The sequence below is a fragment of the Enterobacter sp. 50793107 genome (assembly GCF_001463365.1).
In the GTDB taxonomy this organism is placed as follows: Bacteria; Pseudomonadota; Gammaproteobacteria; order Enterobacterales; family Enterobacteriaceae; genus Enterobacter; species Enterobacter cloacae.
This window is the reverse complement of the sequence record NZ_LNII01000118.1, coordinates 1-17,033: the sequence shown is the minus strand read 5'-3', so window position 1 is coordinate 17,033 and position 17,033 is coordinate 1. Positions and strand designations below refer to the sequence as shown.

Here is a 17,033-nt window from a genome sequence, read left to right as displayed (position 1 = left end):
TGTTCAGTACACAGTGTTCAGGTAACAGTCACGTATCAACAGCGAGAGGTTAAGGATGGAGACGGTAGCGAATTTTATTCACGGCGAATGTGTCACCGGTTCAGGCCAGCGCGTTCAGGCGATCTTCAACCCGGCCACCGGCGAGCAGATCCGTCAGGTGGTGATGAGTACGGCACAGGAAACGGAGCAGGCGATTGCCGCCGCGCAGCAGGCGTTTCCGGCGTGGGCGCGTCATTCTCCGCTTAAGCGCGCGCGTGTGATGTTCCGCTTCAAAGCGCTGCTGGAAGAGAATATGGAACGTCTGGCCCGTCTTATCAGCGAAGAGCACGGCAAGGTCTTCTCCGACGCGGTAGGCGAGCTGACCCGTGGCCTGGAAGTTGTAGAGTTCGCCTGTGGCATCCCGCATCTGCAAAAGGGTGAACACTCTGCCAACGTGGGCACCGGTGTGGACAGCCACTCGCTGATGCAGCCGCTCGGCGTCTGCGCCGGGATCACGCCGTTTAACTTCCCGGCGATGGTGCCGATGTGGATGTTCCCGATTGCGCTGGCGACCGGCAATACCTTCGTGCTGAAACCATCAGAAAAAGATCCCTCTCTGGCGCTCGCGCTGGCAAAACTGCTGAAAGAGGCTGGCCTGCCGGACGGAGTGTTTAACGTGGTGCAGGGGGATAAAGAATCCGTTGATGTGCTATTGACCGACCCGCGCGTGCAGGCCGTGAGCTTTGTTGGCTCTACGCCGATTGCGGAATACATCTACCAGACCGCGTCCGCCCACGGCAAACGCTGTCAGGCGCTGGGTGGGGCGAAAAACCACTGCATTTTAATGCCGGATGCCGACATGGAAATGGCAACCAACGCCATTATGGGCGCGGCCTACGGCGCGGCGGGGGAACGCTGTATGGCGCTTTCAGTGGTACTGGCGGTGGGCGATAAAACCGCCGATGACCTCTGCGCCCGTCTGGAAAAACAGATTGCCGCGCTGCGCGTTGGGCCAGGGCTGGACCAGACGCCAGAAAACGAAATGGGGCCGCTTATCTCCTCCGCGCACCGCAGCACGGTGCTGGGCTACATTGACAGCGGGGAAGCGCAGGGGGCGAATCTGCGCGTGGACGGCCGCAGCTTTAGCGTGCAGGGGCACGAGAAGGGCTATTTTGTCGGGCCGACGCTGTTCGATAACGTCACCCCGGAGATGACGATCTATAAGGAAGAAATTTTCGGCCCGGTGCTTTCTGTGGTGCGCGTAGCAGATTACGCCAGCGCGGTGGATCTGATTAACCGCCATGAATATGGTAATGGTTCAGCCATTTTCACCCGCGACGGCGGCTGCGCGCGCCGCTTCTGCGAAGAGGTGCAGGCGGGCATGGTGGGGGTTAACGTGCCGATCCCGGTGCCGATGGCGTTCCACAGTTTCGGCGGCTGGAAGCGCTCGATTTTTGGCGCACTCAACGTGCACGGTAACGACGGCGTGCGTTTCTACACCCGAATGAAAACCGTCACCGCACGCTGGCCGGAAATGCAGCAGGAGACAGGCGCTGCGTTCTCCATGCCGACGCTGGGCTGACAGGAGGTTTTATGCAAACCGAACGTATGACCATGGCCCAGGCGCTGGTCCGGTTCCTTAATCAACAGTACGTCAGCATTGATGGCATTGAAACGCCCTTCGTGGAGGGCGTGGCGACCATTTTTGGTCATGGCAACGTGCTGGGCATCGGCCAGGCGCTGGAACAGGATCCGGGCCATCTGCAGGTAATGCAGGGCTGTAATGAGCAGGGCATCGCCCACATGGCGACGGGATTCGCCAAACAGCATCGCCGTCAGCGCATTTTCGCCGTGACCTCCTCCGTCGGGCCGGGAGCCGCCAATATGATCACCGCTGCGGCAACCGCCACGGCGAACCGTATTCCGCTGCTGCTGCTGCCGGGGGATATCTACGCCAGCCGCCAGCCGGACCCGGTGTTGCAGCAGATCGAGCAGTATCACGATCTCAGCATCAGCACCAACGACTGCTTCCGCCCGGTCTCCCGCTACTGGGACCGCATCAATCGCCCGGAGCAGTTAATGAGCGCCATGTTAAATGCGATGCGAACGCTCACTGACCCCGCAGATACCGGTGCGGTAACCCTTTGCCTGCCGCAGGACGTGCAGGGCGAAGCCTGGGATTACCCGCTGAGCTTCTTCGCGCGTCGCGTGCATCACATCGAGCGTCGACCGCCAGATCCGCAGCGTCTGGCGCAGGCGCAGGCGTTGATTGCGCGTAAACGCCGTCCGCTGGTGGTGTGCGGCGGCGGTGTACGCTACTCCGGTGCGCATGAGGCGTTGCGCGAATTTGTCGAAACGCTGCATCTGCCGTTTGCCGAAACCCAGGCCGGAAAAGGGGCGCTGGTAAGTGACCACCCACTTAATATGGGTGGGGTGGGCGTGACGGGCGGAATGGCCGCCAACCAGCTTGCGCCGCAGGCCGATTTAGTGATTGGCGTGGGGACACGTCTTACCGATTTTACCACCGGCTCCAAGGCGCTCTTTTCCCACCCGGACGTCGAGTTTCTGCTGCTGAACGTGGCCGAGTTTGACGCCCTGAAGCTTGACGCCACCGCGCTGATTGCCGATGCCCGGACCGGACTGCAGGCCTTAACCCACTCGCTCAGGGAGTATCGCAGCGGCTGGGGAGAGGAGATTGCGCAGGCGAAAGCCGCCTGGCACGACGAGTGCCGCCGTCTCTGGGAGCGCCAGTGGCGCCCGGACGAGGCACCGGAAGTGGCGGGCCATCTTGATGCCCAACTGACGGAATATGGCGAGACGCTCAACACCCGCCTGACCCAGACGCGGGTGCTGGGGCTGATTAATCAGCATGTTGAAGATAACGCCATCGTGGTGGGCGCAGCCGGTTCGCTGCCGGGAGATTTACAGCGCCTCTGGCAGGTCAAAACGCCTGATACCTATCATCTGGAGTACGGTTACTCCTGCATGGGTTACGAGATTGCGGCGGCGCTTGGCGCAAAGCTTGCCCGACCCGGGCAACCGGTTTACGCCATGGTGGGGGATGGCTCTTACATGATGCTGCACTCCGAGCTGCAAACCGCGGTGCAGGAGGGCATTAAAATCACCGTTCTGCTGTTTGATAACGCCAGCTTTGGCTGCATTAATAACCTGCAGATGGGTCATGGAATGGGAAGCTTCGGCACGGAAAACCGCCACCGTAACCCGCAGACCGGGCAGCTTGACGGGCCGCTGGTGAAGGTCGATTTCGCGCAAAACGCGGAAAGCTACGGCTGTCGCGCGTGGCGGGTACATGATGAGCAAAGCCTGCTGGCGGCGCTGGAGGCGTCCCGCGCCCATCCTGGCCCGACGCTGCTGGACATCAAAGTGCTGCCGAAGACCATGACCCACGATTACGCCTCCTGGTGGCGAACCGGCGATGCGCAGGTAGCAGCGTCTCCTGCCGTGCGCGAAGCCGCGGCGCAGACGCAGGCGCAGGTGAAAAAAGCACGTCAGTATTAAGATTTCCCGCCCTAACGAAATTTTCATTTCATTTCCCCTCACCCTAACCCTCTCCCCAAAGGGGAGAGGGGATGCTTCGGTGCGGCCTTTTCTCCCTCGCCCCTTTGGGGAGAGGGGCGGGTAGCACGTCCTTTCATGTTGTGAGATTGATAACAAAATTTATCTCATTCATCTCAAAAGTGTTAACCCACACTCAAAAACATAATTTTCACTATTTATAAAAATGAAATAAATGTTTTATTTAAAGGGTCGTTAGTTCACAGCATTCACCAACACCGGGAGCCGTTATGTTTAACATTGCTTTACTGGGCGCTGGCCGAATTGGCCAGGTACATGCAGCTAACATCGCCAGCCACAGCGCGACCACGCTCTGGTCCGTGGTTGACCCGAATCAGGAATTTGCCACCCGTCTCGCCACGCAGTACCAGGCCCGCCAGCAGAGCCTGATTGAGGCGATGACCGACCCTGACGTTCATGCCGTGCTGATCGCCTCGGCGACCGATACCCATGCGGACCTGATTGAAATGGCCGCCCGTCATGGCAAAGCCATCTTCTGTGAAAAACCGGTACACCTCGACCTCGCCCGCGTGCGCGACTGCCTGAAAGTAGTCAAAGAGTACGACGTGCCGCTGTTCATCGGCTTTAACCGCCGCTTTGACCCACAGTTCCGCCGCGTGAAAACCGACGCCCAGGCCGGGCGTATCGGCAAACCGGAATCGCTGCTGATCATCTCCCGCGATCCGTCTCCACCACCGGCGGAGTATGTCCGCGTCTCTGGCGGCATGTTCCGCGATATGACCATTCACGACTTTGATATGGCGCGCTTCATCATGGGTGAAGAGCCGGTGTCAGTGTATGCCCAGGGCAGTAACCTGGTGGATCCGGCGATTGGCGAGGCGGGGGACATCGACACCGCATTTATCGTTCTGAAATATGCCTCCGGCGCAATGGCGACCATCGTCAACAGCCGCCGCTCCTCTTACGGCTACGACCAGCGCCTGGAGCTACACGGTTCTGAAGGGCTGCTCTGCGCGGGCAATATTCTTGAAAATCAGGTGCAGCACTACGGCAAACAGGGCTGCACCAGCGCGCTGCCGGAACACTTCTTCCTGCAGCGCTACAAATCCGCTTACGCCGCGGAATGGGAACACTTTGTTGCGGTATTGCGCGGCGAAGCGGTGCCTGACTGCAGCGGCGATGATGGTGAACGTGCGCTGTACCTCGCGGATAAAGCGCTGGAGTCGCTGCGTAGCCAGCGCGAGATCGTCCTCTAAACACAACCACCCTACACAGAGAGACATAATAATGAAAAAGCTGATCTTAGCCGCCCTCATCGCCATGACGTCCGGGGCCGCCCTCGCCGAAAACGAGCAAATTGTTTTCAGTACGCCAAACCTGGCGATGCCGTTTGAAGTTCACATGCAGCGCACGGCGGTGAAAGCCGCAAAAGAGATGGGCGTAAAGTTGCAGGTGCTGGACGGGCAGGGCAGTTCACCAAAACAGGTGGCTGACCTGGAAAACGCCATCACCCGCGGGGCGCAGGGGTTCATCGTCTCCCCGAACGACGTGAACGCGGTCTCCAGCGCGGTGGATGAAATTCAGGATGCGAAGCTGCCGGTGGTCACCCTTGACCGCTCCGTCGACAGTCAGAAGAAAGTGCCGCACTTTGGCGCCAACAACTACAAAGGCGGCCAGGCCATTGGCGACTTCGTGAAAAGCAAATTCCCCGACGGGGCAGAGATCATTCTGCTCACCGGTCAGCCGGGTTCCTCTTCCAACATCGAACGCACTAAAGGGATCCGCGACAGCCTGAAAGCGGGTGGCGATAAATACAAGATCGTCGCCGATCAGACCGGCAACTGGATGCGTTCTGAAGGGATGCGCATTGTAGAAAGCGTTCTGCCGTCACTACCGAAACGCCCGCAGGTGATCCTCTCCGCTAACGATGATATGGCGCTGGGGGCGATTGAAGCCCTGCAGAGCCAGGGCGTGAAGCCCGGTGAAATCCTGGTAACCGGCTTTGATGCGGTTCCTGAAGCGCTGGCTCGCGTGCGTGACGGCTGGCTGGCGGTGACTGCGGATCAGCGCCCGGGCTTTGCGGTGCAAACGGCAATGAGCCAGCTGGTGGCCAACGTGCGTGAGAAGAAAGCCATCACCGGCGCGGACTATCCGCCAACGCTTATCACCAAAGAGAACCTGCAGCAGGCTGAGCGTATCGGTGAAGCCGGTAACTAATATGTCCCGAGCCGCCTTTGGCGGCTCATCATGAGGAGGAGCAGACTGATGTCGCAACCCTTACTGAAAGTGACCGAGCTGGCGAAAAGCTTTTCCGGCGTCTGGGCGCTGAGCAATGCCCAGTTGACCGTCGGGCCAGGAGAAATCCACGCCCTGCTGGGGGAAAACGGGGCGGGAAAATCCACGCTGCTGAAGGCGCTTGCGGGCGCGCAGCCGCAAACGCGCGGGGAGATCTGGTTCAACGGCGAAACGCTGCCGGTAGATGACTCCCCGGTGGAACGACAGAACAAGGGCATTATCACCATCTATCAGGAATTTAACCTGCTGCCCAACATGACCGTCGCGGAAAACATGTTCCTTGGGCGCGAGCCGCGTAAGCGGAACCTGATCGTCGATGAAAAAGCGGTAAACCAGGAGGCGCAGGTCATTCTCGATTACCTGCAGCTGAACGTCGCGCCGACCACACCCGTTGCCCGCCTGAGCGTGGCCCAGCAGCAGATGGTCGAGATCGCGAGAGCGCTGACCCTCAACGCCAGGCTGATCATCATGGATGAACCTTCCGCCGCGCTGAGCGACAGCGAAGTAGAAAGCCTGCACCGTGTGGTGCGGGAGCTTAAAAACCGCGGGGTGAGCATTATCTATGTGACGCACCGCCTGCATGAAGTTTTTCAGCTTTGCGACCGTTTCACCGTTTTCCAGGATGGCCGTTTCACCGGCACCGGCGCGGTGGCAGAAACGAACGTAGAGCAGTTGATCCGCCTGATGGTCGGGCGCGACGTGGCGTTTAACCGCCGTCCCGCCAGTGAAACCCACCATGAGGATAAACCCATCCGTCTGGCCGTGAAGGGGCTGAGCCGCGAAAAGCCGCCGCTGGATCCGCACGGTATTGCCCTGCATGACATCAGCTTCCATGTCCACGCGGGTGAGGTGCTGGGCATCGCCGGACTGGTGGGTGCAGGACGCACCGAAGTGGCCCGCTGCCTGTTTGGCGCAGACGCGTTTACCTCTGGCAGCTTTGAGCTTGACGGCGTGCCGTACCAGCCGCGCGACCCGCTGTATGCCCTCGATCAGGGCGTGGCGCTGGTGCCGGAAGATCGCAAAAAAGAGGGGGCGGTGCTGGGGCTGTCGATTCGCGACAACCTGTCGCTCTCCTGCCTTTCGTCACTGCTGCACTGGCGCTGGTTCGTCAATACCCGCAAAGAGGACGATCTGATTGAGTCCTACCGCCAGGCGCTGCAGATCAAGATGGTCAACAGTGCGCAGGAGGTGCGCAAGCTCTCCGGCGGTAACCAGCAAAAAGTGATCCTCGCGCGCTGCATGGCGCTCAACCCACGGGTGCTGATTGTCGATGAGCCAACGCGTGGCATCGACGTGGGGACCAAATCAGAAGTGCACCAGGTGCTGTTTGACATGGCGAAAAAGGGCGTGGCGGTGATTGTGATCTCCTCCGATCTGCCTGAAGTGATGGCGGTGTCCGACCGGATCATCACCCTGAGCGAAGGCCGGGTCACCGGCGAGATCCACGGCGATGATGCCAACGAAGAGCGGCTGATGACGATGATGGCCATCAACCACAACGCCCTGAACGCGGCATAACGGAGTTTCTCATGACGCAGATGATTTCTAAAACGCAGGCCCCGGTGAAACGCGCCGGACGCATCGATCCCATCGCCTTCTTCGAGCGCTTTGGGGTGCTGATTTTCATGATCCTGCTACTGATTTTCTTCCAGTCGCAGAACAGCAATTTTTTCTCTGAACGCAACATTTTCAACATCCTGACCGAAGTCTCCATCTACGGGATCATGGCCGTGGGGATGACCTTCGTCATCCTGACCGCCGGGATCGACCTCTCCGTCGGCTCCATTCTGGCAGTGTGCGCCATGACCGCGGCGTACGTGATTAAAGGCGACAACTTTACCACCGTCGACCCGAACGCCTGGGGCGGCATGAGCTGGCTGATAGGGCTGGGGATTTGTCTGGCGATGGGCACGGCGATTGGTTTTCTGCATGGCCTGGGCGTCACCCGCCTGCGCCTGCCGCCGTTCATCGTCACCCTCGGGGGGATGACCATCTGGCGCGGCCTGACCCTGGTGATTAACGACGGCGCGCCAATCGCCGGTTTCGATCAGGGCTACCGCTGGTGGGGACGGGGCGAGCTGCTCGGTATCTCCATTCCGATCTGGATCTTCGCCATCGTCGCCGTTGGCGGTTATCTGGCGCTGCACAAAACCCGCTGGGGGCGCTTCGTTTACGCCATCGGTGGCAACCCGGAGGCGGCGCGTCTGGCGGGTGTGAACGTGAAGCGCGTACTGGTCAGCGTCTATGTGCTGATTGGCTGTCTGGCGGGGCTGGCGGGCTTTATTCTTAGCGCGCGTCTGGGGAGCGCCGAGGCGGTGGCCGGGATCTCCTTTGAGTTGCGCGTCATTGCCTCGGTGGTGATTGGCGGCACCTCGCTGATGGGCGGCTACGGACGCATCGGCGGCACCATTATCGGCTCCATCATTATGGGCATTCTGATTAACGGCCTGGTGCTGATGAACGTCTCGGCTTACTACCAGCAGATTATCACCGGGTTAATTATCGTTCTGGCGGTGGCGTTCGACACCTACGCCAAGAGCCGTCGCGGCGCACTGTGAGGATCACGATGAAAGAGGTTCGTATTGGATTAATTGGCACCGGGTATATCGGCAAGGCGCATGCCATCGCTTATGCCCAGGCCCCTACGGTGTTCAACCTGCGTGGCAAGCTGGTGCGTGAGATGGTGGCCGAGGTAAGCCCGACGCTGGCGGCAGAGCGCGCGCAGGCGTTTGGCTTTAACCGTTCAACGGGAGACTGGCGGGCGCTGGTGGCCGACCCGGCCATTGATGTGGTGGATATTTGCTCGCCCAACCATCTGCATAAAGAGATGGCGCTGGAGGCGATCCGCCACGGCAAGCACGTTTACTCGGAAAAACCGCTGGCGCTGAACGCCCACGACGCGCGTGAGATGGTCGAGGCCGCGAAGCGGGCAGGGGTGAAAACCCTGGTGGGCTTCAACTACATGAAAAACCCGACGGCGCAGCTGGCGAAAGAGATTATCGCCCGCGGCGAAATAGGCGAGGTGATCCACTTCTACGGCACCCACAACGAAGACTATATGGCCGACCCGCTTTCGCCCATTCACTGGCACTGCTTCAAAGAGACTGCCGGGCTGGGGGCACTGGGCGATCTGGCGGCGCATATCGTCAATATGGCGCAGTACCTGGTGGGGGAGATTGAGCAGGTTTGCGGCGACCTGAAGATTGTGGTCCCGGAACGTCCGGCGAAGGCCGGGTCGTCGGAGATGATTGCCGTCGAAAACGAGGACCAGGCCCACGCGATGGTACGTTTCGCGGGCGGGGCGCAGGGTGTGATTGAAACCTCCCGCGTCGCCTGCGGCCGCAAGATGGGGTTGTCATATGTGATCACCGGAACGAAAGGCGCCATCAGCTTTACTCAGGAGCGCATGGCCGAGCTGAAGCTCTATCTGCATGACGATCCGGTCAACCGTCAGGGATTCCGCACGCTGCTGGTTGGCCCGGCACACCCGGACTACGGCGCGTTCTGTATGGGTGCAGGCCACGGTATTGGCTTTAACGATCAAAAAACGGTGGAAGTGCGTGACCTGGTGGATGGCATTGCCGCCGACGCACCGATGTGGCCGGACTTTGAAGAGGGGTGGAAGGTCTCGCGCGTGCTGGACGCCATCGCACTCTCACACCAGCAAGGCCGCTGGCTGAACGTGAATGACATTGTCTGAAGAGGTATCAACGTGGAAAAGCAGTTTGATGTGATATGCATGGGCCGCGTGGCGGTAGACCTCTACAGTCAGCAGATTGGTGCGCGGCTGGAGGATGTGTCGAGCTTTGCCAAATATCTCGGTGGCTCGTCCGGCAACGTGGCGTACGGCACGGCGCGGCAGGGGTTGCGTTCGTCGATGCTGGCGCGCGTGGGCGACGAGCATATGGGCCGATTCCTGCGCGAAGAGCTAAATCAGGTGGGCTGTGATACCAGCCATCTGATCACCGATAAAACACGCCTCACGGCGCTGGTGCTACTCGGCATTAAAGACCGGGACACCTTTCCTCTGATTTTTTATCGCGATAACTGCGCGGATATGGCCATTACGGCCAGCGATGTGGACGAAAACTACATCGCCTCCGCACGGTGTCTTGCCATCACCGGGACTCACCTTTCTCATCCGCAGACCCGCGAGGCGGTGCTGACGGCGCTGGGCTACGCCCGTCGTCACGGCGTGCGCACGGTGCTGGACATTGATTACCGCCCGGTGCTGTGGGGGCTGACCTCCTTAGGCGACGGCGAAACGCGCTTTATCGCGGCCGATCAGGTCACCCGTGAACTTCAGGAGGTGCTGCACCTCTTCGACGTTATTGTCGGCACCGAGGAGGAGTTTCACATTGCGGGCGGCAGCACGGACACCCTGCTGGCGCTGGCGCAGGTGCGTGCCGTGAGTCAGGCCACGCTGGTCTGCAAACGCGGCGCGCTTGGCTGTTCAGTCTATACCGGTGCCATTCCGGCCCGTCTGGATGACGGCCTGACGGTGACCGGCGTGCGCGTGGAGGTGCTGAACGTCCTCGGCGCGGGCGATGCCTTTATGTCTGGCCTGCTGCGCGGCTACCTGAACGACGAGGGCTGGGAGCAGGCGTGCCGCTATGCCAACGCCTGCGGCGCGCTGGTGGTCTCGCGCCACGGCTGCGCCCCGGCGATGCCGAGCAAAATTGAGCTGGATGACTATCTCTCGCGCGCCGCGCTCGTTCCACGCCCGGATCTCGACCCGCGTCTGAACCATCTGCACCGGGTCACCACCCGTCGCCGCGAATGGCCGGAATTGTGCGTAATGGCGTTCGATCACCGCAGCCAGCTTGAAGATATGGCACTGCAGTGCGGGGCGTCGCTCAAACGTATTCCGGCGCTCAAGCAGCTGATCCTGCAGGCCAGCCGCGAGGCGGCGAGCCGTGCCGGGCTGGCAGGCAAAGCGGGCCTGCTGTGTGACGGTACGTTTGGTCAGGATGCGCTCAACGCCATTACCGGTGAAGGGTGGTGGATCGGGCGGCCCATTGAGCTGCCGGGCTCCCGTCCGCTGGAGATGGAGCACGGCAACATTGGCACCCAGCTTATCAGCTGGCCGCAGGAGCATGTGGTGAAGTGCCTGGTCTTTTTCCACCCGGAAGATGCCCACGGCCTGCGCCTGGAGCAGGAGCAGAAAATTGCCGAGGTCTACCACGCCTGCTGCCAGTCCGGGCATGAGCTGCTGCTGGAGGTGATATTGCCCGCCAGCATGCCGCGCAGCGATGAACTATATCTGCGTGCCATCTCCCGCTTCTACAACCTGGGTATTTACCCGGACTGGTGGAAATTGCCGCCGCTGACGTCCGATGGCTGGACGGCACTGAGCGAGATTATCCAGCGTCGGGATCCGCACTGCCGTGGGGTGGTGATCCTCGGGCTGGATGCGCCTGCCGAGCAACTGCGTGCCGGGTTTAACGCCGCGGCAGGGCACGAACTGGTGAAAGGATTTGCCGTGGGGCGCACGCTGTTTGGCGAAGCTTCCCGCGCATGGCTGAAACACGATATCGACGATGCGCAGCTGGTGGCGCGCATCCGGGACAATTACCTGCAGCTTATCGCCTGGTGGCGCGAGCGCGGACACGCATAATGGAGACGACAATGAGTGTGCAATTAGGCATTAACCCCCTGACGTGGACTAACGACGATCTGCCTTCCCTTGGTGCCGAAACGCCGCTGGAGACCTGTCTGAGCGAGGGGAAAGAGGCCGGTTTTGCCGGTTTCGAACTGGGCAACAAATTCCCGCGTAAAGCGCGCCTGCTTGGCCCCATTTTGCAGCACCACGATCTGCAGCTGGTCTCTGGCTGGTACTCCGGCCGACTGCTGGAGCGCAGCGTGGAAGAGGAGATTGCCGCCGTGCAGTCCCACCTGACGCTGCTGCGTGAGCTGGGGGCAAAGGTGCTGGTATTTGCGGAGGTGAGCGGCTGCATTCACGGCGAGCAGCAGACGCCGGTGCATCTGCGCCCGCGCTTCCCGCAGGCACGCTGGAAGGAGTATGGCGAGAAGCTCACGGAATTTGCCCGCTACACTCAGCAGCAGGGGGTGCAGATTGCCTATCACCACCATATGGGGACGGTGATTGAGTCTGCTGACGACGTAGACAACCTGATGACCCATACCGGCGAAGAGGTCGGGTTGCTGCTGGACACCGGTCATCTGACCTTTGCCGGGGCCGATCCGCTGGCGGTGGCGCAGCGCTGGGCGTCGCGCATCAACCACGTTCACTGCAAAGATGTGCGTGCCGACGTGCTGGCGGATGTCAAAAACCGCAAAACCAGCTTCCTCGATGCGGTGCTGAGCGGCGTGTTTACCGTGCCGGGCGACGGTTGCGTGGATTATCCGCCGATCATGCAACTGCTGAAAGCGCAGAATTATCATGGCTGGCTGGTGGTGGAGGCGGAGCAGGATCCGGCGATTGCCCATCCGCTGACCTATGCCCGTCTGGGGTATAACAACCTGAGCCGTCTGGCGCGCGACGCCGGGCTTATCTGAGGAGGTGACATGTCACGTCTGCTATCACGCTGGCAACAGCCGAACGCTGAAGGGCGGACCCAGTCCGTCACGCCGGAACGCGCCGGGTGGGGATATGTTGGCTTTGAGGCCTATGAGTTGCAGGAGGGGCAGCAGTTGACGCTGCCCGCCGTCAGCGAAGAGCGCTGTCTGGTGCTAGTGGCCGGGCGCGCCTCCATCAGCACGCCTTCCGCGCAGTTTAACGATATTGGCGAGCGGATGAGCCCGTTCGAGCGCATCAAGCCGTGGGCGGTGTACGTTACCCCGCAGGAGACGGTGCAAGTGAAGGCGCTCACGAAGCTGGAACTGGCGGTTTGTGCCGCTCCGGGTAAAGGTAGCTGGCCGACGCGGCTGATTGCACCGCAGGATATCGACGCTGAAGCGCGCGGCAAAGGCCATAACCAGCGCTATGTGCATAACATTCTGCCGGAAGACAAACCGGCTGACAGCCTGCTGGTGGTGGAGGTCTGGACCAACGAAGGCTGCACCAGCTCGTACCCGAGCCATAAGCACGACACGGATAATCCGCCCCAGGAGACGTATCTGGAGGAGACCTATTACCATCGCCTCAACCCGGATCAGGGGTTTTGCATGCAGCGGGTCTACACTGACGACAGAACGCTGGATGAATGCATGGCGGTCTACAACCGTGACGTGGTGATGGTGCCGAAGGGCTACCACCCGGTGGCAACCCTGGCGGGGTATGACAGCTACTACCTCAACGTGATGGCCGGGCCGGTGCGCAAATGGATGTTCACGTGGGAAGAGGACCACGCGTGGATTAACCGGGATTATCCCGCAGAGAATGGGGGCTGAAGCGGCCTTTCTTGTCGGGTGGCGCTGCGCTGACCCGACCTACGAAACCGTAGGCTCGCGCAAGCACAGCGCCGCTGGTCGAATTGTCTTCAGTGCATCTGCCTCGCCTGCTCAATCGTGCGGGCAATGGCTTCCGGCTGGCTCACCATCGATACGTGGCTCGCCGCGACCTCGGTGGTGTTCGCGTGGATGGCCTTCGCCATCGCGCGTTCAAGCTCAGGATTGATCATCCGGTCGTTCTTGCTTACCACATACCAGCTCGGCTTCGCGTGCCACGCCGCGCGAGTGACCTTTTCGCCAAACGCATCGCCCTTTATTGGCCCCTGTGTGGCGGCGATGATCTGTTGTTCACCCGGTTTCACATCCGGTGCGAAGTCCTTACTGACCGACGCAGGCGGCAGGTATAAAAAGCCGTCCGCGGTTTTTGCGATACCGGCGCTCCCCGGTGGCGCCGGGTAGCTATTCGCCAGCTCTGCCGTTGACTGACCGGCGTCCGGCGCGAACGCCGCCACATACACCAGTGATTTCACCCGCGCATCGTTGCCGGCCTCGCTAATCACGGTGCCGCCCCAGGAGTGACCTACCAGTACCACGTCCCCGTGTGCGCGAGCGATGGCGCGCCGGGTGGCTGCTACGTCATCTTTTAGTGAGGTCAGCGGCAGCTGGACGGCTATTACCTCGGTGTGGCGTTTCTGCAAAAGGGAAATCACCTTGTTCCAGCTGCTGCCGTCGGCAAAGGCGCCATGCACCAGCACCACGCTGGTTTCACTCTGCGCAAAGGCGCTGGCCGACATCGCCAGCAGACCCGCCGTCAGTATCGATAATGTTTTCATCTTCAGGCTCCTCAGAAATGGTGGACCGGCGCATGCGGCGGCACGGTGAATTCAAGGGTTTTATGGTCGAGAGGCTTATGCGTCGGGTCGGCCAGAATAATGGTCACCTTGTGTTTTCCGGCGGGCAGTCCCACCAGAATCACCGGCTCACCGCTGGTGTCCGCCCAGTGCCAGGGCGCGTCATCCACCACAACGTGAATATGGCCGATGCGCGGAGTGACTTTCAGCGCGTCGGGTCCAAAGACAGGTTCAATGCGCAGGTTTTCAACACGGTACTGAATAAAGACAGCCCCCTTACTCAGCGGGCCTGCCAGCGGCGGATCGACAATCAGCCTGGCGGGTGGCTGGGGCTGCTCAAGCGGGGAAACGGCAGCCGGACCGTTGACGTCGGCGGCGCTGAGATTATCCAGTGGTGCCCCCCAGGAGCTGACCGATGCCACGGCCAGGGCCGGGAGCAATAAATATCGGCGAATCATCTGTGTCTCCTTATCGGTTCATAGTGATAACGAACACAGAAGACCATTTTTATGTATCAGAGATGTTTGCTGCGGGCGGCTTTTTGTACCGGCTTGTCTGCGGGGCGTTCTCGATACAGTGTGATACATTCTGCGTGCCCGAACGGCGTACAATGGCGATCGCCAGCCCGGCAATTACCAGCGTTAACCCGGTAGACACCCACATAGCGCCCGCGATCCCCAGCGTTTTGTTAAGCCATGCGTATGCAAACGGCGACGCTGCTGCCATCAGTTGTGCAGGGATCAGAAGCAAACCAGTGCGCCGGGCATAGCTTTCAGCGCTGAACAGCGCCAGCGGTAGCGTGGCTTTGACGATTGTCACCAGCCCGTTGATGGCGCCATAGCCCAGCACAAATCCGGCAGCACACCAGGCATACAGGGTACTGCTTAGCCCAAGAAGAAAGCAGAGCGGCATCGCGAGGGCGGTAAAGCGTGTAAGGGAGAGTGGGGTTGAGCGGGCTCCCGCCATGACCTCGATTGCGCGCGCCCCCGTCTGGCCGACTCCCCACAGCATGCCGAGGGCGATCGGCAGGCCGACGCTGGCGATAAACTCCGGCAGGTGCGTGGATGTGCCGTTAGAGACGAACGTAATGAGGGCGATAAACGTTGCGTAAAGCCAGCCGTTACGCCGTTCACCGGCCGGGATGGGGGCACTTACGCTGCGGGTAATCGCCAGACGCTGGTGGGGGAGGGTTCGAATGCATACCGCGCTCAGGAGTCCAAAAAGAGCGTAAATTTGCAGCGCATGCTGCCAGCTCATCACCTTCAGCAGCGTGTCTCCCAGCGGCCAAAAAACAGCAGACGCCAGCCCACCTGCCAGCGTAATGCGTGAGATCGTTTTTCGCGCCTGCTGTCCATACAGGTTTACCAGCGCGGCGAATAGCGCATCGTAGAGCGACAGGCGCATCCCGATACCGGTCACCAGCCAGGCGCTGTACCAGCCGAGAAGGGTCTGGGTGTATGCCATCCCCGCGCAGCTTACGGCGATCAGCAGCGTTCCACTCATCACCACGTTTTGCCCGCCAAAGCGTGCCAGCAGACGGGCGACAAAAGGGGAGACGGCGGCCATCACCAGCATCGCCAGCGTCAGGCCGAGATAGAGCTGGGGCGATGTCCATCCCCTGTCGGCGATAATGGCGAGGGCAAAAGTGCCGGGCATATAAAAAGAGATCCCCCAGTTGATAAGTTGATTACATCCGGCGGTGAGGGCGAGGCGGCGGGGAAGTGCAGGTGTTTCCATGAGTTTTCATTCCGTTATTCAGTTGTCCTGAGCATAACGGGCGCGGTATTGTGCTGGCAGTGCCGTATCTTTATGACCCGTATAAGAGAAACTTTGCATGACGACGCTCAATCTGGGACATCTTGCGACCTTCCGTCTGGTGATCCAGCGCGGCAGCTTTTCGGCTGCAGCGGATCTGCTCGGTATTTCCCAGCCCGCCGTTAGTCTGCAAATACGTCAGCTGGAACAGTTTCTGCAAACGCGGCTGGTAGAACGAACCGGGCGTGGTATCAAGGCTACACCTGCCGGACAGGCTCTGCTGCTCCACGAAGAGCGTATTCAGCAGGCGGTATATGAAGCGGTTCGTTCCGTGAGTGAGTTCAGCCACGACGTGAGCGGCACCGTGACGCTTGGCACTGGCGCAACGGCCTGTATCCATCTTTTACCGCCATTGTTGCAGCAGTTACGCAGCGACTACCCACTCCTGAAAGTGGGGGTAACCACGGGCAACACCCTCGACATTGTCAGGGCGATAGAAGAAAACCGTCTCGATCTGGGGCTGGTGACCCTGCCTGTCAGTGGTAAAAGTCTGGACGTCGTGACGGTGATGGACGAAGAGTTTGTTTTTATTGCCTCGCTTATGCAGCAGGAGCGATTTTCGCGTTTAACCCCTGAGGCGTTGCACCTTCAGCCGCTGATTGCCTTTGAATCCGGCAGTGGCACCCGCGCGCTGATAGATGGCTGGTTTGCGGCATGTGGGTTAGCGATTGCGCCGGTGATGCAGCTTGGCAGCATTGAGGCCATTAAACGGATGGTTCGCGCGGGGTTGGGTTATAGCATTGTACCGCGAATGGCGGTTGAACACGCCGCTGACCGCGAAGGGCTAAGCGTCATGTCGCTTGAACCCGTATTGCAACGGCAGCTGGCTGTTGTGATGCGTCAGGATAAGATCCTCAGCAAAGGGATCGCGGCCATTATTCGGATAATACAAAACCCACCGGTGGATTAGCGATCGGCAGTATCGACGTTCAGGCTGGTTTGCTGCGACTGGAGTTTGTCCTGATGGTGATACCAGGCACCAATGGAGGAATAAACGAAGCGGCCAAAGAAAAACAGGAAGCTGATTAGCAATATGATGCGGGTCATTCGAGTGTTAAATCGATGTCGTTTTCGCATACGTGTGGCCTGACTCACTGTGTTTTTCCTGGACATACCCTTTTGGGCGACGTGGATATTAAGGCACAGCGGGAAGGGTGGGTCAATTCTGCGATGTGTAAATAACCGTCAACATATACATTAACC

15 protein-coding genes are annotated in these 17,033 nt (G+C 60.1%); 11 read left to right on the top strand and 4 right to left on the bottom strand.

From position 1 onward, the window contains the following. Positions 1–55 precede the first annotated feature (55 nt). The 10 genes from APU11_RS15350 (at position 56) to iolB (ending at position 13,164) form a co-directional block, all read left to right on the top strand. The gene (locus APU11_RS15350) at positions 56–1,561 is read left to right on the top strand and encodes a CoA-acylating methylmalonate-semialdehyde dehydrogenase (RefSeq protein ID WP_058651798.1); all 1,506 of its coding nucleotides are present in this window, start codon (positions 56–58) and stop codon (positions 1,559–1,561) included. Between the two features lie 11 nt (positions 1,562–1,572). Continuing rightward, positions 1,573–3,498: a 3D-(3,5/4)-trihydroxycyclohexane-1,2-dione acylhydrolase (decyclizing) gene (gene iolD, locus APU11_RS15345; RefSeq protein WP_058651797.1), complete on the top strand. Its 1,926-nt coding sequence runs from the start codon at positions 1,573–1,575 to the stop codon at positions 3,496–3,498. A gap of 287 nt (positions 3,499–3,785) precedes the next feature. After that, on the top strand, positions 3,786–4,772 hold the full coding sequence (gene iolG / locus APU11_RS15340) for an inositol 2-dehydrogenase (RefSeq protein WP_013098257.1): 987 nt from the start codon (positions 3,786–3,788) through the stop codon (positions 4,770–4,772). 31 nt (positions 4,773–4,803) lie between these two features. Further along, complete coding sequence (locus APU11_RS15335) at positions 4,804–5,733, top strand: sugar ABC transporter substrate-binding protein (RefSeq protein WP_013098256.1); 930 nt, start codon at positions 4,804–4,806, stop codon at positions 5,731–5,733. A gap of 48 nt (positions 5,734–5,781) precedes the next feature. Then, entirely contained in the window at positions 5,782–7,329 is a 1,548-nt protein-coding gene (locus tag APU11_RS15330) for a sugar ABC transporter ATP-binding protein (RefSeq protein ID WP_029882255.1), read from the top strand. A gap of 11 nt (positions 7,330–7,340) precedes the next feature. Beyond that, positions 7,341–8,369, top strand: coding sequence for an ABC transporter permease (locus APU11_RS15325; protein ID WP_013098254.1), 1,029 nt, complete (start codon positions 7,341–7,343; stop codon positions 8,367–8,369). Positions 8,370–8,377: 8 nt separating this feature from the next. Further along, complete coding sequence (locus APU11_RS15320) at positions 8,378–9,511, top strand: Gfo/Idh/MocA family oxidoreductase (protein ID WP_058651796.1); 1,134 nt, start codon at positions 8,378–8,380, stop codon at positions 9,509–9,511. Between the two features lie 12 nt (positions 9,512–9,523). Continuing rightward, positions 9,524–11,428, top strand: coding sequence for a 5-dehydro-2-deoxygluconokinase (iolC, locus tag APU11_RS15315; RefSeq protein WP_013098252.1), 1,905 nt, complete (start codon positions 9,524–9,526; stop codon positions 11,426–11,428). 11 nt (positions 11,429–11,439) lie between these two features. After that, positions 11,440–12,330 (top strand): myo-inosose-2 dehydratase, encoded by an 891-nt coding sequence (iolE, locus tag APU11_RS15310; RefSeq protein WP_058651795.1) that lies wholly within the window; start codon positions 11,440–11,442, stop codon positions 12,328–12,330. A gap of 9 nt (positions 12,331–12,339) precedes the next feature. Then, on the top strand, positions 12,340–13,164 hold the full coding sequence (iolB, locus tag APU11_RS15305; RefSeq protein ID WP_058651794.1) for a 5-deoxy-glucuronate isomerase: 825 nt from the start codon (positions 12,340–12,342) through the stop codon (positions 13,162–13,164). Between the two features lie 89 nt (positions 13,165–13,253). Here the strand turns inward: iolB and APU11_RS15300 are convergent, their stop codons facing one another. Genes APU11_RS15300 through APU11_RS15290 form a run of 3 tightly spaced genes read right to left on the bottom strand, consistent with a single transcriptional unit; the run spans position 13,254 to position 15,752 of the window. Next, positions 13,254–13,997 carry an alpha/beta hydrolase gene (locus APU11_RS15300; RefSeq protein ID WP_013098249.1) on the bottom strand — a complete coding sequence of 248 codons (744 nt, stop codon included), beginning with the start codon at positions 13,995–13,997 and terminating at the stop codon, positions 13,254–13,256. Between the two features lie 11 nt (positions 13,998–14,008). Then, on the bottom strand, positions 14,009–14,473 hold the full coding sequence (locus APU11_RS15295; protein WP_058651793.1) for a DUF6130 family protein: 465 nt from the start codon (positions 14,471–14,473) through the stop codon (positions 14,009–14,011). A 49-nt stretch (positions 14,474–14,522) separates the two neighbouring features. Beyond that, positions 14,523–15,752, bottom strand: a complete 1,230-nt coding sequence (locus APU11_RS15290) for an MFS transporter (RefSeq protein ID WP_058651792.1) — start codon at positions 15,750–15,752, stop codon at positions 14,523–14,525. Positions 15,753–15,849: 97 nt separating this feature from the next. Here APU11_RS15290 and APU11_RS15285 point away from each other — a divergent pair, with 97 nt between their 5' ends. Beyond that, positions 15,850–16,740, top strand: a complete 891-nt coding sequence (locus APU11_RS15285) for a LysR family transcriptional regulator (RefSeq protein ID WP_058651791.1) — start codon at positions 15,850–15,852, stop codon at positions 16,738–16,740. Here the strand turns inward: APU11_RS15285 and APU11_RS27025 are convergent. After that, on the bottom strand, positions 16,737–16,907 hold the full coding sequence (locus APU11_RS27025) for a YfgG family protein (RefSeq protein WP_028027964.1): 171 nt from the start codon (positions 16,905–16,907) through the stop codon (positions 16,737–16,739). The two genes, APU11_RS15285 and APU11_RS27025, sit on opposite strands and share 4 nt — an antisense overlap. Positions 16,908–17,033: the final 126 nt, after the last annotated feature.